The organism is Streptomyces sp. TG1A-60, from assembly GCF_037201975.1.
Lineage (GTDB): Bacteria > Actinomycetota > Actinomycetes > Streptomycetales > Streptomycetaceae > Streptomyces.
Map to the genome: position 1 here is coordinate 3,827,544 of NZ_CP147520.1, position 24,019 is coordinate 3,851,562.

25 protein-coding genes and 5 pseudogenes are annotated in these 24,019 nt (G+C 69.7%); 12 read left to right on the top strand and 18 right to left on the bottom strand.

From position 1 onward, the window contains the following. Positions 1-28 precede the first annotated feature (28 nt). A complete protein-coding gene (gene istB, locus WBG99_RS16350) occupies positions 29-799 on the bottom strand; it encodes an IS21-like element helper ATPase IstB (RefSeq protein ID WP_338897013.1) in 771 nt (256 codons plus the stop codon). Next, positions 796-2,214, bottom strand: coding sequence for an IS21 family transposase (gene istA, locus WBG99_RS16355; RefSeq protein WP_338897015.1), 1,419 nt, complete (start codon positions 2,212-2,214; stop codon positions 796-798). Before istA ends, istB begins: the two co-directional genes overlap by 4 nt. A gap of 224 nt (positions 2,215-2,438) precedes the next feature. Here istA and WBG99_RS16360 point away from each other — a divergent pair. The 4 genes and pseudogenes from WBG99_RS16360 to WBG99_RS16375 form a co-directional block, all read left to right on the top strand. Beyond that, positions 2,439-2,678 (top strand): annotated as a pseudogene (locus WBG99_RS16360) (transposase); the annotation flags it as partial. 409 nt (positions 2,679-3,087) lie between these two features. Beyond that, the gene (locus tag WBG99_RS16365; protein WP_338897016.1) at positions 3,088-3,693 is read left to right on the top strand and encodes a hypothetical protein; all 606 of its coding nucleotides are present in this window, start codon (positions 3,088-3,090) and stop codon (positions 3,691-3,693) included. A gap of 742 nt (positions 3,694-4,435) precedes the next feature. Then, positions 4,436-5,173 (top strand): XRE family transcriptional regulator, encoded by a 738-nt coding sequence (locus WBG99_RS16370; protein ID WP_338897017.1) that lies wholly within the window; start codon positions 4,436-4,438, stop codon positions 5,171-5,173. A gap of 63 nt (positions 5,174-5,236) precedes the next feature. Then, on the top strand, positions 5,237-5,380 hold the full coding sequence (locus WBG99_RS16375) for a hypothetical protein (RefSeq protein ID WP_338897018.1): 144 nt from the start codon (positions 5,237-5,239) through the stop codon (positions 5,378-5,380). A gap of 343 nt (positions 5,381-5,723) precedes the next feature. Here the strand turns inward: WBG99_RS16375 and WBG99_RS16380 are convergent, their stop codons facing one another. The 5 genes from WBG99_RS16380 to WBG99_RS16400 all read right to left on the bottom strand — a co-directional run bounded on the left by WBG99_RS16380 (position 5,724) and on the right by WBG99_RS16400 (position 11,130). After that, on the bottom strand, positions 5,724-7,736 hold the full coding sequence (locus tag WBG99_RS16380) for an FtsX-like permease family protein (RefSeq protein ID WP_338897019.1): 2,013 nt from the start codon (positions 7,734-7,736) through the stop codon (positions 5,724-5,726). A gap of 29 nt (positions 7,737-7,765) precedes the next feature. Beyond that, positions 7,766-8,449, bottom strand: coding sequence for an ABC transporter ATP-binding protein (locus WBG99_RS16385; RefSeq protein WP_338897020.1), 684 nt, complete (start codon positions 8,447-8,449; stop codon positions 7,766-7,768). Between the two features lie 376 nt (positions 8,450-8,825). Beyond that, a complete protein-coding gene (locus tag WBG99_RS16390; protein WP_338897021.1) occupies positions 8,826-9,014 on the bottom strand; it encodes a hypothetical protein in 189 nt (62 codons plus the stop codon). Between the two features lie 518 nt (positions 9,015-9,532). Next, positions 9,533-10,417: an SgcJ/EcaC family oxidoreductase gene (locus WBG99_RS16395; protein WP_338897022.1), complete on the bottom strand. Its 885-nt coding sequence runs from the start codon at positions 10,415-10,417 to the stop codon at positions 9,533-9,535. A 5-nt stretch (positions 10,418-10,422) separates the two neighbouring features. Next, positions 10,423-11,130 (bottom strand): hypothetical protein, encoded by a 708-nt coding sequence (locus WBG99_RS16400; RefSeq protein ID WP_338897023.1) that lies wholly within the window; start codon positions 11,128-11,130, stop codon positions 10,423-10,425. A gap of 455 nt (positions 11,131-11,585) precedes the next feature. Here WBG99_RS16400 and WBG99_RS16405 point away from each other — a divergent pair, with 455 nt between their 5' ends. Continuing rightward, the gene (locus WBG99_RS16405) at positions 11,586-11,903 is read left to right on the top strand and encodes a MarR family transcriptional regulator (RefSeq protein ID WP_338897024.1); all 318 of its coding nucleotides are present in this window, start codon (positions 11,586-11,588) and stop codon (positions 11,901-11,903) included. A gap of 281 nt (positions 11,904-12,184) precedes the next feature. Here WBG99_RS16405 and WBG99_RS16410 read toward each other — a convergent pair whose 3' ends face one another. The 7 genes and pseudogenes from WBG99_RS16410 to WBG99_RS16440 form a co-directional block, all read right to left on the bottom strand. Beyond that, positions 12,185-12,595 (bottom strand): PIN domain-containing protein, encoded by a 411-nt coding sequence (locus tag WBG99_RS16410; protein WP_338897025.1) that lies wholly within the window; start codon positions 12,593-12,595, stop codon positions 12,185-12,187. Then, positions 12,592-12,813: a type II toxin-antitoxin system VapB family antitoxin gene (locus tag WBG99_RS16415; RefSeq protein WP_039933234.1), complete on the bottom strand. Its 222-nt coding sequence runs from the start codon at positions 12,811-12,813 to the stop codon at positions 12,592-12,594. Before WBG99_RS16415 ends, WBG99_RS16410 begins: the two co-directional genes overlap by 4 nt. Beyond that, complete coding sequence (locus tag WBG99_RS16420) at positions 12,804-12,950, bottom strand: MbtH family NRPS accessory protein (RefSeq protein WP_338897026.1); 147 nt, start codon at positions 12,948-12,950, stop codon at positions 12,804-12,806. The genes WBG99_RS16415 and WBG99_RS16420 overlap by 10 nt, the downstream gene beginning before the upstream one ends. A 133-nt stretch (positions 12,951-13,083) precedes the next feature. Then, positions 13,084-13,302, bottom strand: coding sequence for a hypothetical protein (locus tag WBG99_RS16425; protein ID WP_338897027.1), 219 nt, complete (start codon positions 13,300-13,302; stop codon positions 13,084-13,086). 136 nt (positions 13,303-13,438) lie between these two features. After that, positions 13,439-13,729, bottom strand: a pseudogene (locus WBG99_RS16430) (MFS transporter); the annotation flags it as partial. A 7-nt stretch (positions 13,730-13,736) separates the two neighbouring features. After that, positions 13,737-14,204 carry an ArsI/CadI family heavy metal resistance metalloenzyme gene (locus WBG99_RS16435; protein ID WP_338897028.1) on the bottom strand — a complete coding sequence of 156 codons (468 nt, stop codon included), beginning with the start codon at positions 14,202-14,204 and terminating at the stop codon, positions 13,737-13,739. 28 nt (positions 14,205-14,232) lie between these two features. Continuing rightward, a complete protein-coding gene (locus WBG99_RS16440) occupies positions 14,233-15,612 on the bottom strand; it encodes an NAD(P)-binding domain-containing protein (RefSeq protein WP_338897029.1) in 1,380 nt (459 codons plus the stop codon). Between the two features lie 110 nt (positions 15,613-15,722). On the opposite strand from WBG99_RS16440, the gene WBG99_RS16445 reads away from it, so the two are divergent. Together WBG99_RS16445 and WBG99_RS16450 are read left to right on the top strand one after the other, a co-directional pair. After that, a complete protein-coding gene (locus WBG99_RS16445) occupies positions 15,723-15,983 on the top strand; it encodes an NAD(P)-binding protein (RefSeq protein ID WP_338897030.1) in 261 nt (86 codons plus the stop codon). A 54-nt stretch (positions 15,984-16,037) separates the two neighbouring features. Next, positions 16,038-16,406 carry a metalloregulator ArsR/SmtB family transcription factor gene (locus WBG99_RS16450; RefSeq protein WP_338897031.1) on the top strand — a complete coding sequence of 123 codons (369 nt, stop codon included), beginning with the start codon at positions 16,038-16,040 and terminating at the stop codon, positions 16,404-16,406. Positions 16,407-16,579: 173 nt separating this feature from the next. On the opposite strand, the pseudogene WBG99_RS16455 reads toward WBG99_RS16450, so the two are convergent. The 3 genes and pseudogenes from WBG99_RS16455 to WBG99_RS16465 all read right to left on the bottom strand — a co-directional run. Then, positions 16,580-16,781: pseudogene (locus tag WBG99_RS16455) on the bottom strand (NAD(P)-binding protein); the annotation flags it as partial. 204 nt (positions 16,782-16,985) lie between these two features. Next, positions 16,986-18,092, bottom strand: a complete 1,107-nt coding sequence (arsB, locus tag WBG99_RS16460; protein WP_338897032.1) for an ACR3 family arsenite efflux transporter — start codon at positions 18,090-18,092, stop codon at positions 16,986-16,988. Then, the gene (locus WBG99_RS16465; protein WP_067033176.1) at positions 18,089-18,397 is read right to left on the bottom strand and encodes a metalloregulator ArsR/SmtB family transcription factor; all 309 of its coding nucleotides are present in this window, start codon (positions 18,395-18,397) and stop codon (positions 18,089-18,091) included. Before WBG99_RS16465 ends, arsB begins: the two co-directional genes overlap by 4 nt. A 93-nt stretch (positions 18,398-18,490) precedes the next feature. Here WBG99_RS16465 and WBG99_RS16470 point away from each other — a divergent pair. The 3 genes and pseudogenes from WBG99_RS16470 to WBG99_RS16480 all read left to right on the top strand — a co-directional run. Continuing rightward, a pseudogene (locus WBG99_RS16470) lies at positions 18,491-18,901 on the top strand (arsenate reductase ArsC); the annotation flags it as partial. Between the two features lie 567 nt (positions 18,902-19,468). Beyond that, the gene (locus WBG99_RS16475; RefSeq protein WP_338897033.1) at positions 19,469-20,233 is read left to right on the top strand and encodes a calcium-binding protein; all 765 of its coding nucleotides are present in this window, start codon (positions 19,469-19,471) and stop codon (positions 20,231-20,233) included. 682 nt (positions 20,234-20,915) lie between these two features. Then, a complete protein-coding gene (locus WBG99_RS16480) occupies positions 20,916-22,373 on the top strand; it encodes an FG-GAP and VCBS repeat-containing protein (RefSeq protein ID WP_338897034.1) in 1,458 nt (485 codons plus the stop codon). A gap of 230 nt (positions 22,374-22,603) precedes the next feature. On the opposite strand, the pseudogene WBG99_RS16485 reads toward WBG99_RS16480, so the two are convergent. Next, a pseudogene (locus WBG99_RS16485) lies at positions 22,604-22,747 on the bottom strand (acyl-CoA desaturase); the annotation flags it as partial. 233 nt (positions 22,748-22,980) lie between these two features. Here WBG99_RS16485 and WBG99_RS16490 point away from each other — a divergent pair. Together WBG99_RS16490 and WBG99_RS16495 are read left to right on the top strand one after the other, a co-directional pair. Next, positions 22,981-23,448 (top strand): DUF5990 family protein, encoded by a 468-nt coding sequence (locus tag WBG99_RS16490; RefSeq protein WP_338897035.1) that lies wholly within the window; start codon positions 22,981-22,983, stop codon positions 23,446-23,448. Between the two features lie 238 nt (positions 23,449-23,686). Next, positions 23,687-23,974, top strand: coding sequence for a hypothetical protein (locus WBG99_RS16495; protein ID WP_338897036.1), 288 nt, complete (start codon positions 23,687-23,689; stop codon positions 23,972-23,974). Positions 23,975-24,019: the final 45 nt, after the last annotated feature.

Genomic DNA, 24,019 nt, shown 5'->3' on the forward strand with positions numbered 1-24,019 from the left:
GCCGCGTACGGATGAACGTGCAGAGGTCTCAGGCGACTTCGGTCTCGCGCTCGATGGCCTTGAGGCGGTTCTTCAGCCGGTAGCTGGGGCCGTTGATGGGCACGACTTCGCAGTGGTGGAGGAGGCGGTCGAGAATGGCGGTGGCGAGGACTTCGTCGCCGAAGACCTGGCCCCATTCGCTGAAGGTCTTGTTCGAGGTCAGGATGATCGAGCCCTTCTCGTAACGCTTGGAGATGACCTGGAAGACCAGGTTCGCTTCGGCGCGTTCGAGGGGCTGGTAGCCGACTTCGTCGACCACGAGGACGCTCGGCCGCAGGTAGGTGCCGAGTTTGTTGCTCAGTCGTCCGGCGGCCTCGGCGGTTTTGAGGTTGCGGACCATGTCGTCGAGGCTGGTGAAGTAGATCGAGTAGCCGGCCCGGCAGGCCGCGACGGCCAGGGCGATGGCGATGTGGGTCTTGCCGACTCCGGGCGGCCCGAGCAGCGCCACGTTCGCCTTGGCTTCCACGAAGGAGAGGGTGGCGAGGTCCTTGACCTTGCGCGGGTCGAGTTCGGGCTGGAACGAAAAGTCGTACTCGTCCAGCGTCTTGTGGTGCGGGAGCCTGGAGAGCCGCAGTCCCTGGCGGAAGCGGCGGTCATCACGCACGGCCAGTTCCTCGGACAGCACCAGGTCGAGGAAGTCGAGGTAGCCCATCTTTCCCTCGTCGGCCCGCCGGGTGTACTCGCTGATGGCTTCGGCCAGGTGGGGCAGGCCGAGCTTGCCGGCGGTGGTGCGGATGCGGGTGGAAACCAACTCGCTCAAGACGTTTCCCTCGTACTCGGGTGGGTGGTGAACGGGCGGGTGCCGGTCAGCTCGTCATAGACCGACAGCGGTCGGCGTCCGACCTCGATCCGGGTGGCCGCGGCCCGGTTCAGCAGGGCCTGCAACGGGCCGGCTTCCTCGCCCGGAGGACGCTCATGACGGGTCCGGGCCGGGACGTCACCGGTGGTGACCCGGCGTCCCTGGCCGGTGGGCAGGCCGTTGCAGTGCTTCTCCTCCACCACGCGGACGCCGCGACCGACCGCCCGCTGGTGCATGGCCAACAACGTCTCGCCGTCGGCTCCGGGGGCGGTGGAATGCAGCATGACCTGGGATTTCGTGGCCCTGATCTCCACCAGTTGGCGCGGGCGGACCTTGCGGGCCGGCACCGAGTAGAGGTTGCCGCCGAAGGCGACCAGGCAGTCCTTGCCGACCGGCCGCAGATGCCGTTCGGCCACCAGATACGGGGTCGGCGGCAGCGGTTTGAGGGCCGCGTGGTCGCGGGCGGCCCGATGCCCGATCACCTCGCGATGTGTCTTGTGGATCTGGGCCCGTCGCTGCGGCACCCAGGCGGCGAACGCCGCGTCCATCTCCTCGATGGAGGAGAAGGCCCGTCCGGACAGGACGTGGTCGCGGACGATCAGTACTTGCCGCTCGACCCGGCCCTTGCCCTGCGGCCGGTAGGCAGCCAGCACGTCGATGTCAAAGTCGTAGTGGCCGGCGAAGCCGACGGCTTCCGGATGCAGCGGGACCGCTTCGCCCGGAGCGACATGGCGGCGGACAACGGTCTTGGTCCGGTCGTAGACGATCGTCATCGGCACCCCGCCGAAGTGCGCGAATGCCCGCCGGTGGCAGTCGAAGAACGTCTGCAGATCCAGGCTGGTGGTGAAACAGCAGAAGGGGTCGCGCGAGTACGACAGCACCATGTGGAAGGAGTAGACCTTGGGAATGCCCAGGTGAGCGAGGGCCTTGCCCTCATCACCCCAGTCGACTTGGGCCTGAGCTCCGGGGATCACCTCGAACCGGCGGTGCATACCCGCCAGTTCCCTCGGCGTGATGCCCAGTTCCCCGGCGATCCTCGGGCGGGCTTCCTGAACGTAGAGCTTGACCCGCTGGTAGTTGCCGGTGAACCCGTACTCGTTGGCCAGGCGTTCATGGATCACTGCGGCCTTCATCAGGACCTCGGCCCGCAGCATCGCGTCGACCAGTGGCGCGACCTCGTCGACCACCCGCTTGCGCACCGGCCCGTTCGCCGTCCGGCGCGGCGGCGCCGACGATCCGTCGGCGGACAGGTACTTGCTGACCGTCCGCCAGTTCAGCCCGGTCTCCTTGGCGACCTCCGACAGACTCATCGCCCCGGACTCGACCAGACCGCGAAAACGCCGGAGTTCCAACCAGCGCTGCGGGTCCAAGACCATGGCCCACACCTTCTCTGCAACCTTGGGCAACAGGCAGCAGCGCGCCGGGGACCGGCTCTCAGCACAGGTATGCCGCCGGCCCAGCCCCGCGAGCACCGGCACCGAATGCAGCCGCCCCGACCGTGGCAGGGTGTCCGCCGGGCCGACAGCTTCGCACCGGCGCCCGCGCAGGGCGCGTCTTCCCTGATGTCGGAGGCGAGCCGGAAGTCCTCCTTCCCCACCTGATACGCCGCATTGTGTGCACGACGAACGGCATCGAGAGCGTCAACGCCCGCATCCGCAGGGCCGTCCGTTCTCGCGGGCACTTCCCCACGGAACAGGCCGCCCTCAAGTGCGTCTACATGGCCGTCATGAGCCTCGACCCGACAGGCGCCAGCCGCAAACGCTGGACCATGCGCTGGAAGGGCGCCATGAACGCCTTCGACCTGGCCTTCGACGACCGCCTCACCGCAGGCCAGCTCTAGCCACACCGAACTCAGTTACACCGCTCGCTCGCTTTACAGACCCGTCTCTCTGCTTCATGCGTCCGGCTGGTTCACGACCGGCGGTGACGGTGTCACGCCCACTCCATGCCCAGCCCCCGTAGTGCGTCGAGCCTGTTTCTGGGTGAGCCTGTCCCCTCTCGCGCAAGTTCGGTTTCCGTACGCCCAGCGTGTGCCCAGCCAAGTTGACAGCGTCGGTCAGACCCACCCAAGCAACGAGACGACACACGAGTTCAGTCTCGGTGACGCGGCGCCGGGCCGGCCGTGGTGCGCGTCTTGCACGTTTGCCCGGGGAGCGCGGTGGAAGAGTGGACTCCGGCGACCGGCCGGACGAGTCGCCGGCGGGGCGGCCGATTCTCCTCGACCGCCTGAACCGAACAGGAGCCCGCTGTTGCGCCTCTACGCCCAGACTCCCGCGCGCCGGAACCGCCAGGTGCTCGTGGACCTGACCGCCGTGGCCCTGATCGCCATCGCGGTGTGGGCGGCCTTCTTCGTCCGCGACACGATCATGCTGCTGGCCGAGCCGGGGCAAAAGGTTGAGAGCTCCGGAGACGGCCTCGCCGAGGAACTCGGTAAGGCCGGGGACGCGGCGTCGAACGTACCGTTCGTCGGCGATGTCCTGAAGAGACCGCTCCGGTCCGCGGCCGACGCCAGTACCGGCTTTGCGGATGCCGGCGCATCGCTTCAGGAGACCGTCACCCAGGTCGCCGATGTGACCACCACGGCTCTCATCGTCGTCCTTGTGCTTCTCATCTTGGTGCTGTGGCTTACCCCGCGCCTGCTCTGGGTTCGTCGCAGCATGATCGTCCGTCGTCTCGCCGACGCGCCGGGCGGTGCCGACCTGCTCGCCCTGCGTGCTCTCACCGGCCCGTCGGCCGCCCTCGTCAAGCTGCCGACCCCGCCCGGTGGTTTCGCCGACGCCTGGCGCCGGGGTGACCAGGAGGCCATCGCCGCCCTCAGCGCAGTCGCCCTCGCGCACACGGGCCTGCGTCCCTGACGGACGCCTCCGTGGAGGTCCTCGGTGGGCAGCCGCCGGCCGGTGCCGGCACGCCGAGACCGGTCGTCGGCGCCCCGGACAGACAGCCGTTCCCCGGGCGGGATGCCCGACGGGGCTGGACGGGGGGGGTGGGTGCCAGGTGTCGTCTCAGGCGCAGGTCCGCGGCCGAGAAGCGGGGGGTGAGCGCTCCGACGCCGCATGCCCCGCCCGGGCGGACAGCGTCCACCCGTTCACCCGGCCCAGCCCCGCCAACAGGCCATCAACCAGGTCCGCGAGCGCCTACCGCGGCTCGGGCCGCGCGAACAGATCACCCAACCCCTCCGTCAACGCCGCCAGTTCCTCGACCACACAGCGAAGTGCTCTTCCGCCACATCCACCAGCATGACCACTCAACGACAGCACCGATCAACCGTCACAAGATCCGCTGCTGTAGTACCGGGGTGGGTGCAAACTCCGCACCGCGACGATCAAGATCTGCCCACGGCCGCGACAACCCGAGTCCAAGTCGGCAAACCGGATTTATTCAACGAATCATTGCTCTCGCGGCCCCCAGGGCATTCTCCGCGAGCGTGACACTCGGGAATCTTCGACATCCGAAACAACCGCAAACAACGCAAATCGCACTCCCCCTGCGAATTTTTCAACAGGGAAATTCAACTCTGCTGAATTCCGGCCGCTGGAATACCCTTGAAGCAGCCCGAAGGAATACGCCAGAGCCTGGGGCCTGGATTCGGGAGATTCGGTGGATCAGGACAACCCCCTCTCACTCGAAGGACTTGCCTCCGGTGCCCCGCCGTCAGCGGACGCCACCTTCGCCGCGGTGTTCCAGAAAGCCGTCAAAAGACGTGGCCTGCCCCTGGAAGGAATGCGCGACCGACTCGCCGATCAGGGCATCCAGGTCAGCCTCGCCACCCTCAGCTACTGGCAGCGGGGACGGAGCGAGCCCGAACGAGCCGATTCCCTGAGGGCCGTGGACGCGCTGGAGACCATCCTCGATCTGCCGTCCGGCACGCTCCGTTCGCTGCTCGGCCCCTACCGGCCCCGGGGCCGTACCGCTCCGCAGGGTCACAACCTCCGCTCCTCCCATCGTCTCCTCGGCGAGAACTCCCTTGCGGAACAGATCCTCGGCGCCGACTTCGCACGCCTGAACGAGTCGATTAGCACCCCGAGTATCTGGGAAACCGTCACCATCGACGAGAATCGACGCATTAGCTCCATAGCCATCCAGCAGGTGCTGCGCGCCACGCGGGACGGCGCCGACCGCCTTACCGCCGTCCACACCTTCGACAGCGGAGCCCGCGCGGTCCGCACCACCGTTCGCTGCGGAATATCGGGAGATGCCCGCCTACTGTCCGATTTAGATATGTCCGTGATCGACATAGAATTCGGCAAGAAACTTGTAAAAAATGAGACTGCGGTCGTCGACTACACGGTTTCCGTCGATCCGGGGGACGGGACGGACCATCATTACGAGCGTTAAACTCGCGTCCAACTGCGCAATTATCTGCTGCACGTCTATTTCCATCCGGCGGCGCTGCCGACGGTGAGCCACCGCTATTACCGTGAGCGCTCCGGAGCGGACAAGAGCTATAACCACCGTCTTGTCCTGGACGCCTCGCACACGGTCCACGCGGCGCCGGGCCGGTGCCCGGCCGGCATCCAGGGCATCGCCTGGGAGTGGCCCTGAAACCCCAGGTCAGCGACCTGGGGTCCCCGGCCGCGGGGACACACCCCGCGGTCGGGCCGATGCCCGCCGTGGCCGACGCCTGGGAGGCGTCGGCCACGGCGGCGTTCGCCGCCTGCCCACCGCCCGCGCCCAACTCGCCACGGAACCGCCAGACCGCGCCTCCGCGCGGTGGCCCACCAGCGCGGAGGCGCCCGGGGTGAAGGCGCGGTACCACCGAGTCCGCCCCGCTCACCTGCCGATCGGCGGCCGCGCGATGTGATCGTCCGTCATGGCCGAAGCGCCGGGTGGGTCCACCGTCAGCACGGCGGGCCCACCCGGTAGGTGCCGTAGGAGCGTGGGTTCGTCAGTCCGCGGTCTGCGTCGGGTCGGCCGTCACCCTGCGCAGCAGCGGCTTGCTGCCGCCGATCGCGGCGAATACCGCCAGCACGCCGACGGCCAGGCAGACGGCGAGCTGGAGCGCGCCCGTGCTGTTGACGGTGGCGCCGGCCGCCTGGTTGAACTGGTAGGCGCCGAAGACGCCCATCGCGGTGGTGCCGCCGGCCAGGGCGAGAAGGGGCAGGACCGTTTCACGGACCCGGGCCGCGTCCAGCACCTTCAGCGGCGTACCGGACAGCCGCATCAGGTTGTAGACGCGGCGTCGGTCGAGGACGTTGGCGGAGGCGGTCAGGCCGGCGGAGGCGGTGGCGACGAGGAAGCTCAGGATCAGCGTGGTGGTGGCTGCTGCGGCGATGCGGTCGGTGACCGTGGCTTCCTCGGCGGAGACGTAGTCCTGGGAGATCGGGGACCGGCCCTGTCCGGCGGGCGTCAGGGCGGTGAGGGTGGCGTCGACCTGCTCGGGGCCGCCGGAGACGCGGGCGGTCACGCCGGTGCTGCCGAGCGTCACCGAGGAGGCCCAGTCGTCCATGCCTACGGTGCTGACGGATGCCCTGATGCCCGCTTGGTCGAGCAGAGTACGGACCTCGGTGGCCGTGTGCCGGGCGTCGGCGGCGTCGTCGGTGAGCACCGCGACCTGGTCGGGGTGCTCGGGCAGGCCACTGCCGAGCTGACTGACGGAGAAGAACCCGGCCACGAAGCCCGCCAGGACCAGACTGCTGACGGTGCGCCAGGCGCCGCGCGGGTCGTCGCTGAGCCTGCGGGCGGCCAGCAGGGTCGCCGGGCGCCGGGCGAAGCGGCCCGCGATCCGGCCCAGCCGGTCCACGACCCACGGGCCGACCAGCCAGAACGTGCCGTAGAAGAGGGCCAGCAGCCCCACCATCAGCCCGTTCGTCATGTCACCGTGCGCACTGAGGAAGATAAAGCCGAGAGCGGCCGCGAACAGCACGAGCCGGATCGTGCGGGTGCGCCGCGGATTGGCCTGCCGGGCCACGCCCAGCGGCGAGGTCGCCACCTGGCGCAGCATCGTCACCGCGCTGACGGTGATCAGGGCGGTGACCGCCGGCACCACCAGCGCGAGCCACGACAGACCGACCCACAGGTCGCCCGTGTACCAGGTGCCGACGCCGTAGGGGATCTCCGCGAGGGCGGGCAGCAGTGCCACGTAGGCGAGCGCGCCTGTGAGGGCGCCGGCGGCGCCCACGGCCGCCGCCTCCGCCGCCGTCATCGCGACGATCTGGCGCGGGGTGGCACCGGCCAGGCGCAGCGCGGCGAGCCGCTGTTCGCGCCGGGCCGCGCCCAGCCGTCCGGCCGCGGCGGCCAGCACGATCACGGGCATCACCAGCAGTACCGCGCTGAGCAGTGCCATCATCTCGTCGGCGCCCGCGAACATGCTCGCCTGAGTGCCGGAGAAATCGGCGATCGGGGCGCGGGTGGTCTGGCCGTAGTCGTAGTCGTTGCCGCCTTCGGCGGCCTTGGACACCGCCGGGTCGGTGGAGGTCCGGCCGATCACGGCGACCAGTTCGTCGGGGGAGGCGAGTCCGGCCGTGCCGATCGTGCCGTAGGACTGCGGCTTCGGGAAGCGGTCGGCCAGCTGGTTCGCGGGGAGGCGATGGATCAGCTCGGCCAGGGCAGGGGAGATGTACACCTCGCCCTTCTCGGGGAAGCCCCTCAGTCCGGGCGGCGCGGGTGTGGGCTCGCGGCCGGGGAGCTGGGCGAGGTTCACCACGGTGACGGGCTGGTGGCGGACGTACGTCGTGGTCATGGCCTGGACGGCGGTCGCCGCCTTGGTCGGCACGGCGTCGGGGGTGCGCCAGGTGGTGCGGTCGGCGCGGGTGCCGGAGCCGAGGGAGGCGGCGATCACGACCAGCAGCACGAAGGCGCTGACGGCGGCGGCTCCGGCGGCGAGCAGGTGGCTCTGCAGGCTGCGGCGGCCGGAGGACCGGGCGAGGTGCCAGGTCAGGGGCAGGACGGGGGAACGCATCGAGGTCTCCTGGAGCGTGCGGGTCGGGGTCAGGCGGCCGTGTACTGGTGGTGGCTGCTGATCCGGCCGTCGCGGACCTGGAGGATCCGGTCGCAGTGGGCGGCGACGTCGGCGTCGTGGGTGACCATGACCAGGGCCGCGCCCGAGGCCCGGGGGACGGAGGTCAGCAGCGCTATGACCTCCTCGCTGGTGCGCTGGTCGAGAGCGCCGGTGGGTTCGTCGGCGAAGACGACGTCGGGCTCGGTCACGAGGGCGCGGGCGATGGCGACGCGCTGGGCCTGACCGCCGGAGAGCTGGCCCGGGCGGCGGTGTTCCAGGCCGTCCAGGCCGAGCGGGGCGAACCAGCGGCGGGCGCGTTCGACGGCCTGCTTGCGGGGGACGCCCTCCAGCATCAGGGGCAGGGCGATGTTCTCCTCGGCGGGCAGCTCCGGCAGCAACTGGCCGAACTGGAAGACGAACCCGAACCGCTTGCGGCGCAGTGCGCTGAGCCGGTTCTCGCCGAACTTGTCGATGCGTTCGCCGCGCAGCAGGACCTCACCGTCGTCGGGGCGGTTGACCCCGGCCAGGGTGTGCAACAGGGTGGACTTGCCGGAGCCGGACGGCCCCATGATGGCCAGCGAGTCGCGCTCGCCGACCTCGACGTCCACGCCGGCCAGCGCGGGGGTGGAGCCGTACTTCTTGATCAGGCCGTAGCCGGCCAGGACGGTGCTCATGACCGAGGTGCTCCCGGGCGTGGTGTCAGCGCTCCGCGTGAGTGTCACGCCGGTGCTCGACGGGTGGAGGAAGTGGCTCCACTGTCGCCCGGAAGCACGGGCGTGCGCCTCGGCCATATGGCCAGAGCCCCTGGCCGACCACGCGGCGCGGATCGGCCGATCGGCCGATCCGCGCCGCGCACCGCCGTGCCCGCTGTCGTCTTCTTCCCCTGCACTACGTCGGCGCAGGCCACCGGATGGATCGCCGGAGCGCTCGCGCATCCGGGAGTCGGGTTGACACACCGTTTCGATGAATCCGCTGCCGAGGTCGGACCGGGCTCCGCCGCCACCTGGGTTCAGGGCACCGAGAGGGCCGCTCACCACGGCTTCGGCTTGGCTACGTCGATCGTCTGGAGACGAACAGGTTGTTGGTCAGCGTGGCCCGGCCGGAGACGCCTCCGGTCACCATGTTCGGCGCGTCGGCGCTGGAGAAGACGTTGTTGCACACGCACGCCACCGTGCCGGTCTGCTGCGACATGTGGAGGTTCCACCGCTCGTCGGCGGTCACGACGCTGCAGCGGATCACCGCACTGCCGAACCGGGCGGAGCCGCACCCGCGGAGCGGGATGCCGTCGCCGTTGTCGTGGAGGTGGTTGTACTGGAACAGCTGGTCGGTGGTGGCGATGTCGGGGTCGAGGCCGTTCGCGTCGGAACTGCCCTGGGCAGGGCGGGTGCCCGTGATCTCGTTGTGCTGGACGGTGCACTTCGGCTGGATGCCCGGCCTCGTCCAGCGCCGCTCCGCCGCTGCCGTCGGGGCGGTGGCAGCGGCGGGGCGCCTGGCGTCGTACCGTCGTCACGTGTCCGGCAGCCAGGGTGCGTGTGCGGTGTCGACCGCGCGGACGACCGTTCGTCGTCGAGTCGCGCGCCGAGCGTGAAACGCCGGAACGGCACGGGGGCCGAGAGGGCCGGGAGACACCGGTCCGGACCGCTGGTGGTCGACCAGGGTCGGGTTCGGTCATCAGCGTTACGCGCTGCGCCTCCGCCTCGGTCCGCTGCTCCGGCTGCCGCGTGGTCGCGCGGCGTTGCGGGGTGTCTGGTCGGGGTTCACGATTCGGTGGAGTCGGACGGCGGGCGCGGGCCGCCGAAGCCGTGTTCCGAGAGGTCGAACCAGTTGCCCTCCGGATCCATGGCCCGGTACTCGGCGAAGGGGCGGTTGGTGAAGCGTTCGGCCGGTTTCGGAGTGCCGGCCGCCACCAGGGCCTCGGTGGTGGCCGCCGTGTCCTCGATGTGGAATCCGAAGTGGTTGAAGCCGACCGGGGTCTCACCGTCGAGCTGATGCTTGATCAGGGCAAGGGAGAGATAACCGTCGGAGAGGAAGCAACTGCCGTCCGGATCACGGTGGAAGAGTTCCATAGCGAAGACCGACGAGTAGAACTCGGCCAGCTTCTCCGGGTCACGGGCCACGATGGCCAGGTGGCGGAGCTTGGGTCGGGCGGCGGTGGGTTCGTCCACGGTGGACTCCTTCGGGTCGGGGGCCTGCTGCACCGGGCGGGGCGCGGGGATCATGTTGTGGAACGCGCTGATCAACCAGTGGCGCTCCGCCGTCCGTTCCACGACGGCCAGGGCGTGCGTGGTGGTCAGCGGCTGCCCGTCCGGGGCGGTGACGGTCGACTCCGCCTCCACCGTGGCCAGGTCGGGACGGAGGAACCGCACGGCAACGACGCGTGCGTCGAGGACGGTTCCGGCGTACGGCCCGTGGAAGAGGGCGTCGTGACCGGCCGCGATGCCGGCCCGGCCGAGTGGCTTGTCGCCTCGCACGGTCGTGAAGTCGCAGTCCTCCGCGAAGCCCGCGGCGAAGAGCGCGGCGTCACCTGCCGCCCAGCCACGGGCCATCTCGGCCCACAGGGCTCGGATCGCCCGAGCGTCGTCTGGGGTGCCTTCCTCGGTGCCGTCCTGGGCGGGGGCGTTCGTTCCTTCGGGCTGCTGCATCGCTCTCACACCTTCATCAGTGAACTCGTACGGATACGCAGGTCGACCTCGGGGCACTCGGCGCCCTCGGAACCCTCGGAACCCTCGGCGGGATACTGGGCAGGCGGAGCCCAGGCGCCCAGGGCGTGGTAGAACTCGCCGTCCCGGCGCTCCAGGTAACAGATGATGTTGAGGGGCCACCCGGCCCGGCTGAAGAGATGACGGTCCATGGGAGTCGGGCGCTCGCTGAGCGTCTGGCCGCGTTCCGACGGCGGGCCCAGGCGGTGCCAGTCCGGGTGCATGTGGATGGAGCCGAGCAGGTCCATCCCCAGGGCCTCGGCCTCGCGGGACGCCCGGAGGAGGTCGCGGGAGTCCATCCACCAGCCGCGGTGCTCGTTTTCGTAGGCCGGCCCGAACGTCGGCACGATCGCCTCGCGGAACTCCCCCAGAGCCGCCGGATCACTGGTGCGGGCGTTGCGGCCGAAAGCGACACGCCGCACGTGGTACGTCGTCCCGTCCGCGCTGCCGAGTAACAGCGCGAAACAGGGCAACGGTGCTTCGGGCGTGATGAGTCGGTACGCGCCGGCAGCCACGTCGAGGAAGTCCGCGAGTGCCTGGTCGTCCATCAGGACGGTGGGAGGAGCGGCGGTGGTACCACCGGTCGCGGAACAGTCGACCGAGCTGCATCGGGCGTCCGGCGAACCGGACCCGGACACGTTCGTCACAGCGGACATGGGGAGTGGTCTCCGTCGAAGTGGGGGGTGTGGGGAGGCCGTTGCAGCGGAGCGTCCGGAGACGTTACTTGAGGGTTCACACTCGCAGGTCGACTGCCGTGAACTGTGGGGATTTCCCTACGGCTTGATAGGAACTTGCCGCCGGACGGTTTGCCACGTCGAGGGGGACGAGCCGCAAACGCGCGACGGGGTGCCGTGGGCAGCAGGCGATTCACCTCGGCCTCGCTCGCGTCGCCTCGGCACCGCCGGTCAGCCTGGCGTCGACAGACATGGGCGGCTCGGACGGGGGCGTCATGGCTAACTGGTCCCCGGAGGGTGCGCTTGCGCATGATCGGGCTCCACATCTGTGGGGGGCGCACAGAGAAAAGTATCTGCCGACGCAGACAATATCTCTGTAGCTACAGATATTGCAACAGCAGCTTCTTCCGTTGGCGACCTTCTGTCATCCTCGTGGGGTGGACGAGCAACTGCTGAACGACGACGACGTGACGCTCTACGGCCTGTTCGTGGACGCGTTCGCTCGCCTCAAGCCCGTCGTACCACGCGTCCTGGGAGTCCCGGACACCTGGTTCGAGGTGCTGCTGCGGCTGGGCCGCACGCCCGGGCACCGGCTGCGCATGACGGACCTGGCGGAGGCCGTGTCCTTCAGCTCGGGAGGCTTCACCCGGCTCGCCGACCGCATGGCGAAGGAGGGGCTGATCCGCCGCGACCCCGACCCCGCCGACCGGCGAGCCGCACTCGCCGCACGACCGTTGACCCGGTCGTCGGGCTGAACGCGATCGCCTCCGTCCTGAGCGCCGACGGGCACGCGCGAGCTCGTCACACGACTGACGGCGTCGTGTCGGAAGGTCCGGGCGACGAGGTGCGCGTCCGGTCCAGGGGCTTGGTCGTCGTGGCCGGCGGCACCGTCATCAGCGCCGCCGGCGCGGACGAACTGCGGCGTACCGACGACGGCTGACGCATTACCAAGCGCGCCATACGCGTCAAGTGATGCTTCAGGTCCCCGTGGCCGGCCTTCGCGACTTCCCGTCCACAACCTGCGGAGGAACTCTGCTCAGGCGATGTCGTGGACATCGTGTTCGAGCAGGTCGGATGCGTGCCGCGCAATGGCACGGTAGTCGGCATCGTCGTGAAGGACAGCCAGGCCGTGGTGGGCGGCGGTCGCGGCGATGACGAGGTCCACCGCCGAGGCGCTGCGATGCTCTCCAGCCTGGGCCATACGGTGTTGCACCGCGCTGATCCAACGCCCCGCGTTCTTCGGTACCGCCGCATCGGGATAGAGGTCGCTGAACATCTCCGCGATCTCGTCGTACTCGCGTCCGTTCCGGGCGCTGTACAGGAACTCGGTTCGCTGCACGTAGCAGGATGCGATCGCCCCGGCGTCGATCGCGTCGTACCAGGCCACTTGCAGTTCTGGATCCCGGAGCAGCCGGACCAGGCCGGACGTGTCGAGCAAGTAGATCACCGGCCGTGCTTCTCCGCCCGGTGCAGGCGCTCGGCGTCCTCGACCGCACCCCACTCACGCGCACGCTCGAAGTGACGGCTGATACGCGCCGCACGCTCCTGCTGCTCGGCGTAGAAGTGCAGAGCGAGATTGACCGCTTCCTTCTTGGTCCTGACCTTGGCCAGAGCCATGGCCCGTTCCAGGGCATCGTCATCGATGTCGATCTGCGTCACGGACATGTGGCACCTCCCTCACGATGTTGGTGATGTACATAGAAGAGTATGTCACCAACATCAACGTGCCACGGCGAGTGCCGGCCCTCGTCATTGACGAGTACGAAGTACGACGCCTCGTCGTTCTCGAACGGATTGGCCACGATGACACCTCACAAGTACGTCTCGAACTGGTCCGCACGATGCTCGGGCGCTGCTCCATACGTTTTCTGCGGCACGACGCGCCGTGTGCTGCGGCACGGACCACGGTCCGGGTCGCAGTCGCGCGCTACCGGCTCACGGTCGCGATGAGCCGACGCACGATGGCGTGTCTGCCGGCATCGTGGGTGCGCAGGAACGCCCGGAGCCGCTCGGCGTGCCGACACTGCTGCACTGCAGGGGATGGACGACCGCGAAGTGGTCCTCCTCCTGGACGAAGGACAGTTCGCGGAGCATGAGGGTGGCCGGGTCGGTGACGGACTTCTCCATGCCGGCCAGGGCCTCGTCGGTGGTCATACCCTTCGGCATGACCAGTTCACCGGAGGCGGCCTTCGCGCTGCAGAAGCGGAACAGCAGCCACACGGCCGCTGCGGCCAGCACGCCGAACTGCCAGCCGTGCCGCAGCACGAGGGCGCGTCGGCACGGCCGCGACGCCGAGCACGGAGCCGGTGGTCATCACGGCGCGTGGGCCGCGTTCGTCGAAGATGCGGCCGACGGGGATGCCGACGAGGGCGGAGACCAGGAGGGCTGCGGAGAAGGCGGTGGTCGTGGCGGTCGTGGACCAGCCGGTGGCGGCGGTGATCTGCGAGTTGAGGACGGGGAAGGCGTAGTAGACGATTCCCCAGCTGGTGACCTGGGTGGCGCACAGGGCGGGCAGCGCGGCGCGAGGCCGTGACCGGTCCCCCGCCCCGGTCACGGCCTCGCTGGTGTTGAGGTCGGTCATCGGCGGATCAGCAGCAGCCGCCCGCGGCGACCGGTTCCTTCGTGCCGGTGTCGGACTCTGCCGCACCGGTGCAGCAGGCGCTGCCCTGCTGCTTGGCCAGGGAGTCGGCGTCGGCCTTGACGACGTACACCTCCCAGGGTTCCTGGCCGGGGCCGTGGACCCAGACCTTGTTCTGGAGGGCGTAGCAACAGGTCGTGTCGTTCTCCACGTCGGTGGCCAGGCCTGCCTCGCCCAGGCGGGCGGTGGCGGCGTGGACGGCCTCGGTGCTGTCGACCTCGACGCCGAGGTGGTCCATGCGGGTCGCCTCGCCCGCAGCGCCCTCGATCAGGACGAGCTTGAGCGGGGGCTCGGCGATGGCGAAGTTGGCGTAACCGTCGCGGAGCTTGGCGGGCTCGGTACCGAAGAGCTTCGAGTAGAAGGCCACGGATGCTTCGAGGTCGGGGACGCGGAGGGCGAGCTGTACACGGGATGTCATGGCGAACCTCCTTGATGGGATGGGGAGTTCAGCAGCCGCCGGAGGCGGTGGCCGGGGCGCCGACGCCGATCTGGAGAGTGGAGGGTTCGGCGCAGCAACCGCCGCCGGACTGCTCGGCGTTCTCCGGCTCGTCGAAGAGGCCCGCTCCGCCGCACACACCCGTCTCCGGGAGGGTGAGTTCGACGCGCTCGGCGGCCTCCCGGTCGCCCGCGAGCGCGGCGGCGATGGAGCGGACCTGCTCGTAGCCGGTCATCGCGAGGAACGTGGGCGCGCGGCCGTAGGACTTCATGCCGGCCAGGTAGACGCCCTGCTCCGGGTGGGAGAGCTCGTTCACGCCGTGCGGGTAGACCGTGCCGCAGGAGTGGACGTTGGGGTCGATCAGCGGGGCGAGGGCGACCGGGGCCTGGAGGCGTTCGTCGAGGCCGAGGCGGAGTTCGGAGAGGAAGGACAGGTCGGGGCGGAAGCCGGTGAGGACGATGACCTCGTCGACCGGGTCGAGGCGGCGGCCGTCCTCGGCGACCAGGACGAGCCGGCCGCCGTCGCGTTCCACAGCCTGTGTACGGAAGCCCGTGGCGGCGCTTGCGTGGCCGGCTTCGACGGCGGCCCTGGCGCGCAGGCCCAGCGCGCCCCGGGCGGGAAGTTCGTCGGCCTCGCCGCCTCCGTACGTGGTCGCGCCGATGCCACGTCGCAGGATCCACACCGCATGGGTCCCGTCCTCCTCCCTGGCCAGTTCGGCGAGGTGGGCGAGGACGGTGAAGGCGGAGGCACCGGAGCCGATGACGGCGGTGCGCCTGCCCGCGTACCGGGCGCGTACGGCCGGGTCGCCCAGGTCGGGGACGCGGTGGGAGATGCGCTCGGCGGCGGTCTTCTCGCCGAGGGCGGGCAGGCCGTCGGCGCCCATCGGGCTGGGGGTCGACCAGGTGCCGGAGGCGTCGATGACCGCGCGGGCGGTGATCCGCTCCTCGCGGCCGTCGGCGGACTCGGTGTGCACGGTGAAGGGCTGCTCGTCGCGGCCGGAGTCGACGACCCGGTCCCGGCCGGCGCGGGCGACACCGGTCACCGTGGTGCCACAGCGGACCTTGTCGCCGAGGAGATCGGCGAGGGGCTGGAGGTAGCGCTCGGCCCAGTCGCCGCCGGTCGGGTAGGTGGTGGCGTCGGGGCGGACCCAGCCGGTCGGGGCGAGCAGCTTCTCGGCCGCCGGGTCGATGACCTCGCCCCAGGTCGAGAACAACCGGACGTGCGACCACTCGCGTACGGCGCTGCCCGCGGCCGGGCCGGCCTCCAGGACCAGGGGCTCCAGACCACGCTCGACGAGACGGGCGGCGGCGGCCAGACCGATGGGGCCGGCACCGATGACCACGACGGGCAGCTGGTCGGTGGTAGGCACGCTGTTGAGGGACGCAGCCACGAGATCTCCCCTTTACTTCGACATTCGTCGATCTCTTACGTGTCCAGCATGGCACCTGATTCGATAAACGTCAACATAGACATCCATCGAAACCAAGGAGTCCGAGTCTTATGGCGCACGCGGACGTCACAGTGGGCGGCGGCGGTCAGGCCGGACTGGCGGTGGCGCGCACCCTGCGCGAGCGGGGGCTTCAGCCCGTGCTCCTGGAGGCTTCCGAACGAGCGGCCGGCTCATGGCCGCGCTACTACGACAGCCTCACCCTCCTCTCCCGTGCCGGATACAGCTCGCTCCCGTCGAACTCCCTGCGCGGAGTCGGCCGGGACGCCGCTCGCGCGGCCCGGCATCTCGCCGCGCACCTACGCCGGCACTGATCACTGCCCTTCGAAGCTCTGGGCCATCAGTTCGACATGTGTCAACATAGATGCATGTCGAACATCAAGGCACTGCCGCTGCTGGAGCCCGACGCCCCGGAGTCCGTGGTGCCCTGCTGCCCGCCGCTGACCGAGCGTCCCTTCACCGCCGAGGAGGCCGAGCGGACCGCCCGGATGTTCAAGGCGCTCGGCGACCCGGTCCGCCTGCGCCTCTTCTCGCTGGTCGCCTCGCACGAGGGTGGCGAGGCGTGCGTCTGCGACATCTCCGACGTGGGCGTCTCCCAGCCGACGGTGAGCCATCACCTGAAGAAGCTGAAGGAGGCCGGGCTGCTGACCTCCGAGCGGCGCGGCACCTGGGTGTACTACAAGGTCGAACCCTCTGTGGTGGCCGGACTCGGCGGGATCCTCGGCAGCAAGGGCTGAGGATCCCGTACCACCGAGGCCGTCACCGGCAGTGCGGCGGCGCATCCACCGAAGTTCGCCCGGATGTCACCCGCCCCCCGAGGTATCGGCAAGCATCCATGTCTTGTCCGGGGCGGGCGAGGCGAAGGGACTGCGGTGCAGCAGCGACGACGCGGCAGGCGTACAGGCAGGACCGGCATGAGCCGTCCCGGAAGGGACGAGTACGCGGCCGGGGAGAACAGGCGCAGCGAGTCCCAGGCGTGCTGCCAGGCGCCGCCCGGCGTGGACTCGGCGTCCAGGTGGACGAAGTCCACGCCCAGGCGGCGCAGGTGGTAGCCGTTCGGCGAGCCCGGACTGGCCGCCGCCGATCACCACGACGTCCGTCTGCTCGCTCATCGCGCCCGAGCCACCGAGTCGGCCGCACACGTGAAGCAGCGCACGGTACGGGCCGGGGGCTCGTACGGGGCACTCAGCATCGATCCTCCCCGGAGACTGCGGACGTGACGCGGGCGTGGTTCTCGCAGACGCCGGCACCACACTCACGGCAGACACCCACGGCTTCGCTGCTCGCTTCCCGTGCACGGCGATCCAGGCAGTGCGTCAGCGAGCGGCTCCCTCGGTCACCAGCTCGGACGAGCCGAACTTCTTGCGCCAGGCCAGCGACACGTACACCAGCGCGACCAGGACCGGGACCTCGATCAGCGGGCCGACCACACCGGAGAGGGCCTGGCCGGAGGTGACGCCGAAGGTGGCGATGGCGACCGCGATGGCCAGTTCGAAGTTGTTGCCGGCGGCCGTGAAGGCGAGGGTCGCGGTGCGGTCGTAGGCGAGGCCGATGACCTTGCCGAGGGCGAAGGTGCCGAACCACATGACCGCGAAGTACACGAGCAGCGGCAGCGCGATGCGGGCCACGTCCAGCGGCTGCGAGGTGATCGTCTTGCCCTGCAGGGCGAAGAGGATGACGATCGTGAAGAGCAGGCCGTACAGGGCCCACGGGCCGACCTTGGGAAGGAAGTCGGACTCGTACGTCTCGCGCCCCAGCTTCCTCTCGCCGATGCGGCGGGTCAGGAAGCCCGCCAACAGCGGGACGCCGAGGAAGATGACGACGTTGAGGGCGATCTTCCACATGGAGATGTCGAGGTGTTCACCGTCGCCGAGGCCCAGCCAGCCGGGCAGCAGGTCGAGGTAGAGCCAGCCGAGCAGGCCGAACGCCAGTACCTGGAAGACCGAGTTGAGGGCCACCAGGACGGCTGCCGCCTCGCGGTCGCCGCAGGCCAGGTCGTTCCAGATGATGACCATGGCGATACAGCGAGCGAGACCGACGATGATCAGGCCGGTGCGGTACTCGGGCAGGTCCGGCAGGAAGATCCAGGCCAGCGCGAACATGATGGCCGGGCCGACGATCCAGTTGATGACCAGCGAGGAGATCATGAGCGGCTTGTCGCCGGTGACGGCGTCGAGCTTGTCGTAGCGGACCTTGGCCAGGACCGGATACATCATGATCAGCAGGCCGACGGCGATCGGCAGGGAGATGCCGCCGATCTCGACCTTGGCCAGGGCGTCGTTCAGGCCGGGGATGGCGCGGCCGAGGCCGAGGCCGAGGGCCATGGCGATCAGGATCCACACCGCGAGGAAGCGGTCCAGCGTGGAGAGCTTCGCGACGACCGAGGACTCCTCCACGGTCGCGGGTGTTTCGGTGCGGGTCACGGGCAGGCCCTCTTGTTCTCGTTCGCGGTACGGGCGGACTCGGCCAGGTCGGCGAACTGGCCGGCGAGCTGGGCGATGACGTCCGGGAGCAGCTTGTAGTACGTGTACCGGCCGCAGGGCTCGGTCTCGACGACCCCGGCCTCGCGCAGCACTCTCAGGTGGTTGGAGAGGTTGGTCTGCTTGGCACCGGTCTCCTCCACCAGGTGGCTGGTGCACAGCGTCTCGCGGGCGAGCAGGGTCACGATTCGAAGCCTGAGCGGGTCGGCCAGAACCCGGATCAGATCAGTGTCGACTGACGTCATCATGGACTGATACTCTCACATCAGTGGTAGCTGACACCACCGGGTACTGAAGTCATTCACACCTGATGCCGTCGCGAGACAAGAGAGACCCTCCTGATGTCCGACAAGCCCTCCGTGCTCTTCGTCTGCGTCCACAACGCCGGCCGTTCCCAGATGGCCGCCGCGTGGCTGACCCACCTGGCCGGGGACCGTGTCGAGGTCCGCTCCGCCGGCTCCAACCCCGGCGCAGGCGTCAACCCGGCCGCCGTCGAGGCCATGGCCGAGGTCGGCATCGACATCTCCGCCGAGGTCCCCAAGATGCTCACCGTCGACGCCGTAAAGGAGTCCGACGTCTGCGTCACCATGGGCTGCGGCGACACCTGCCCGGTCTTCCCCGGCAAGCGGTACCTGGACTGGCAGCTGGAGGACCCGGCGGGCCAGGGCGTCGAGGCCGTCCGCCCGATCCGCGACGAGATCAAGGTCCTGATCGAGGGTCTGATCAAGGAGATCGCGCCGGAGCCGCAGGCATGCACACAGCGCGCCAGCAAGGGCGGACAATCACGGTCGACAGCGGTGGGATCCGACCCGCACGACCACCCCGGGGGAAGTTGTCCGCCCAGGTCAGAGCGGTAGTGCCCACCCAAGCGCCGTCGCTTCCCAAGTCGAGAGCGCGAGTTCGATCCTCGTCACCCGCTCTTCTTGAAGCCCCAGGTCAGCGGCCTGGGGCTTCTGGTACTCGGCGGCCTTCGCGAACGACAGCCGGGCGTAATCGCGGGACGCCCTCTCGGAGACCGGCCGCAGGGACAGGCTCGCCCCCCGTGGCGGAGAGGAGGCAGCGCCGTCGCAGGATCACGGCGACGGAACCGCAACGGAATCACAGGGCCTGAAAACTGGCGTGATCAGGCCGTCACAGGACGTGCACCTGACGGCACGATAAGTGTCGCTGCGGCACACGGCCCTCATCAGGCCCTCCGGCAACGGAGAGAGCGGATGGGGCGGATGGGCTGGAGAGCCACAGCAGTTCACATGCGAGCCCTATGCCCTCGACCGGGAGGAAACCTTATGAACATTGCGAGACAGACGATTGTCGTGGCCATGCTAACTGGCGCCATGGCCTTCACCCTGCCGACGGCAGCGCACGCCGCGCCACCGGCGACATGCAACGACATGCCCGCCGACATCGTCGGCACGGACGGCGACGACCGGATCGTGCTCAGCTCCGACACCCGCCTGGTGGTCTCCACCGGAGCCGGTAACGACACCATCATCCTCAGTGGCGCCGGCAACCACGTCATCTGCGCCGGAGCCGGTGCGGACACAGTCATCGGGGGCAGCGGCGACGACTGGATCACCGGCGAGCAAGGCCGGGACCACATCGAAGGCCGCAATGGCGATGACACCCTCCTCGGCGGAGCCGCCGCCGACACCCTGCTCGGCGGCACGGGCAACGACCGCCTCACCGGGGACGCCGGCGCCGACACCCTGGACGGCGATGCCGGCGCCGACTGGATCGACGGCCTGGCAGGGGCCGACCGGATCTCCGGCGGCGCGGGCGGCGACACGCTCTACGGCCGTGCCGGAGCCGACCGGATCTCCGGCGACGCGGGCCCGGACACCGTCTACGGCGGGGCCGGCCCCGACACCCTGAACGGCGACGCCGGAGCAGACACCCTCCGTGGCCAGGCAGGCGCCGACGACCTCGACGGCGGCATGGGCAACGACCTGCTCTACGGCGGCGGCGGCAACGACCTGCTGGCCGATCCCGCCGGCGCAGACGACTCCGGCGACGGCGGCGCGGGCGCAGCGGACCAGTGCGACATCCGGATCGAGACGCGGGTGAACTGCGAGACGCTCTTCTGAGTCGCCTTCTCCTCTCCCGCCCCCTCTCATGCCGGCGGCGCGATGTCATCCGGCGTCTTCGGTTCGTCTTCGTCTTCGTCTTCGTCTTCGTCTTCGTCGCGCGCGTCGTCGCTGTCGCTCATCGCCTCGTAGAAGGCCTCATCAGGTCTCTGGCCGGCGAGGGCGTGTCGGTTCCATGCCGAGGATGCCGAGGATGTTGAGGAGATCGAGGAGATGGAGTCGCACGCCCCGGCCGATGGCGATGGTGGGCGGGCCGGTGGCACGAGCACGGTGTGTCCTCCGGCGAGTTGGTGGCGGGCGGTGCTGCGCCCCGACGTCGGGCGGCCCGTCGGGCGGCGCGTGCTTCGGCGACCTCCTCGCGGGCTGGCGGAAAAGGACGGACTCGATGCGCGTCCGTACGGCAACGGCCCCCGCCGCCCTCCTCGCGGCGGCGGCACCGTACGGCCTCCGAAGGGCTGATGGCGCAGGGGACGCTTCAACAGCAGTCGCGCAGGTCGTGTGACAGGGCGGCGAGCCCGGTACCGGTTTCGACCAGGTGCCGGCCTCGTCGTTCTCGGCTTCGTGGCCGACGGCGACTCCCGCGCCGACCGGGCCTTCCCACAATTCCCTCGCCAACTTGTTCGATGAACTGGCAGATTCGTCCCACACTTCGTCACCCATCCGAACCAGGAGACACACACGCATGGCGTTTCCCCTACGCGCCTCCCTGGCCACGGCGACGGCGGCAGCCCTGACCGGCGGCCTGCTGACCCTGACCACCGCCGGTACGGCGAGCGCGGCTGCGGCCGAGTACGCGGACGACTTCAACGGCGACGGCTACCGTGACCTCGTGACGGCCGCGCCCATGGCCACCGTGGGCGACGTCACGTACGCCGGTGCCGTGGTCGTGAACTACGGCTCGGCGTCCGGCATCAGCGCCGCCCGGCGCACCGTCATCACGCAGAGAACCAGCGGGATACCCGGTACGCCCGAGGAGCGGGACGAGTTCGGCTCGGCCCTCGCGTCGGGCGACCTCGACAACGACGGGTACGCCGACCTCGTGGTCGGATCCGAGCAGGAAGGCGTCGGCTCCGACGCCGACAGCGGAACGGTCGTGGTCATCTGGGGAAGCGCGAGCGGCCTCTTGGGCGGTCTGACCGTCGCCGACCCCGCCGCCTCCGCCGGCGCCGAGTGGGGAAAGTCCCTCGCTGTCGGTGACTTCAGCGGCGACGGCAAGGCCGACCTCGCCGTCGGCGGCACGGGCAAGGACATCTGGATCCACCAGGGCGGCTTCACCAAGGCGTCCGGCGCCGCGTCCAGGTACGAACTCGCCACGGACCTCTACGCCCCCGGCAGCAGCAACCACGGCGCCCAGAACCTCGCCGCCGGCGACATCGACGGCGACGGCGCCGACGACCTGGTCGTCAGCGGCCAGTACCACCCCGAGACGTCCGGGACGTGGGACGACGGCACGCTGGTCTACCTGGGCTCCGCGTCCGGGCTCGCCTTCCAGACCTTCCTCAAGAGCGACGCCTGGGAGCGGGCGGCCGTCGGCGACCTCAACGCCGACGGTTACGCCGACGTGGTCACGAGCGCCGCCCCGGGCTCGGCACGGGCGGGCGACGGCGGCTCCGTCAGCGCCTACCTCGGCAGCACGTCCGGCGTCCGCACCCAGCGACAGACCGTCGACCAGGACACCCCCGGGGTCCCGGGAGTGTCCGAGGACGAGGACTGGTTCGGGCACGCGTTCTCCGTCGGCGACGTCGACGGCGACGGGTACGCGGACGTGGCCGTCGGCGCGATCTACGAAAAGGTCGGGGACGCCCACCAGACCGGCAGCGTCACGGTACTGCGCGGCGCGGCCACCGGTCTGACCGGCACGGGCGCCCAGGCGATCCACCAGGCCACCGCGGGCGTCCCCGGAGCCGCCGAGGCCAACGACTTCTTCGGTTCCGCGGTACGTCTGGCCGACCTCGACGGCGACGGCAGGGCGGACCTCTCCGTCGGCGCCGCCGGGGAGAACGACGCGAACGGCGCACTGTGGAGCCTGCGTGGCTCCTCCTCGGGAGTAACCACGACGGGCGCCCTCAGCTTCGGCCCGTCGGCGGTGGGCGTCTCAACGTCCGGATATCCGAGGCTGGGCTTCAACATGCTGCGCTAGCTGTTCTGTCCCGGGAGGTTGTGGACGGGTGAGGCAGGTCTCGGCTGCCCCGCCGTGCTCGCGCGCCTGCCGGTCGCGTGGCCCTTTCCCCTCCGCACCTCACAGCCGTGCGGCACGGAGCACGCGCCGCCATCGCACAGCAGACAGCGGACCATGAGCCCTGATGCCCTCTGCCCCAGGCGGCGCCGCTGACGAGAGGGCTCTTCGTGGTCGTCTCCGCCGGTCTGTCGTCAGGGACTGCCGGCGCTGCGGATAGGGGTCCCGACGCGGTGCAGTTCGCGCAGTGCCTCGCGGTACGAGCGCAGCAGCCCCGTCTCGTGGTAGTCGATCCCCAGCTGCGCGCAGTTCGCGCGATGCACGAGGAGCCGGGCCTGAGAGAACGCAAGAAGCAGCGCACTCGACTACGGCGCAGCATCGACCGGGGCACCCGTATGGCGATCGACGGGCTGAGGGCACTCGACCCCTGATCGCCGCCGAGGAGCAGCAGGCCGAACGAGTCAGGCCGCCGTAGCGGGGCCGGCGCTGAGTGACGAGGTCACCTCTGCCCCGGCCACCCCGGTCGAGGTCGGCTGACCTCCGCCCGGACGATGGCGGGATGATGGCCGCTATGCGCATCCGCATCGAAGCAGTCGACCTGCCCGGCCTCACCTCCCCCACCCCTGTCGACAGTGAGGTCCCCGCATACGCCAACATCCACGTCGCCGTGCAACGCCGCGACCGTCCGGCCGAACTCCTCGATCCGCAGCCCGGCGACGCACCGTCCGCGACATGGACCCTGGAGTGCACCACGAGCGCCTCGCCGACCGGCACCGAGGTCAAAGGCCCCTACGTGCAGGACCGTTTGGGCCGACGGTTCATCTACCTGTCGTGGGGCACGGTCGACGAGTCGGGTACCTTCACGATGTTCCGCCGCGCCAAGCTCATGCTCGACGTCATCCCCGCCGACGTACTCGCCGCCGCCGCACGTGACGGGCTGCTGGTCGGACGCCTCGGTCTGACCGACGCGCAGGGCGGGCCCCTGTGCGCACGAGTCCAGCCCCCGCACATCACCTGGACCGCCGCACGCGCCGGTTAGGAGAGGTTGCCTACCGTCCTCGCCCGCATCGTTTGCGCACCACACCCGTGCCCCTCATGGCCCAGGCCTCGGACGTGAGTGCTGAGCACCTCTCAGGGTGCGGGAGTCCGCCGACATCACGTAAAGCGCAGGAGATGTTGCGATCAGTGATAACCGGGGCGAACCTGAGCGAGATGCACCGGATCCCAGCGAGCGCGGACGGAACCGCGCAGGTCGCGGTGCGCGAGGAGAACGCGCGATGCGGATGATGATGAAGGCCCGCATGGACACCCAGCTGTCGAATCAGGCGACGAAGGGCGGAACGATGCCCAAGTCTCTGAAGTCAGCCATCGAGCGGCTGAAGCCCGAAGCCGCGTACTTCACTCCTGAGGGCGGACGCACCATGTTTCTCGTGTTCGACATGAAGGACAGCTCGCAGCTGCCCTCCATCACCGATCCGCTCTTCCAGGAGATGGGAGCGGAGGTCACCTTTGAGCCGGTCATGAATCTCGACGATCTGCAGAAGGGCCTTGCAACCCTGCAGTAGCGGAGTTGCTTCGGCGACCGCGCGCTGATCAGCCTGAGGGACCTC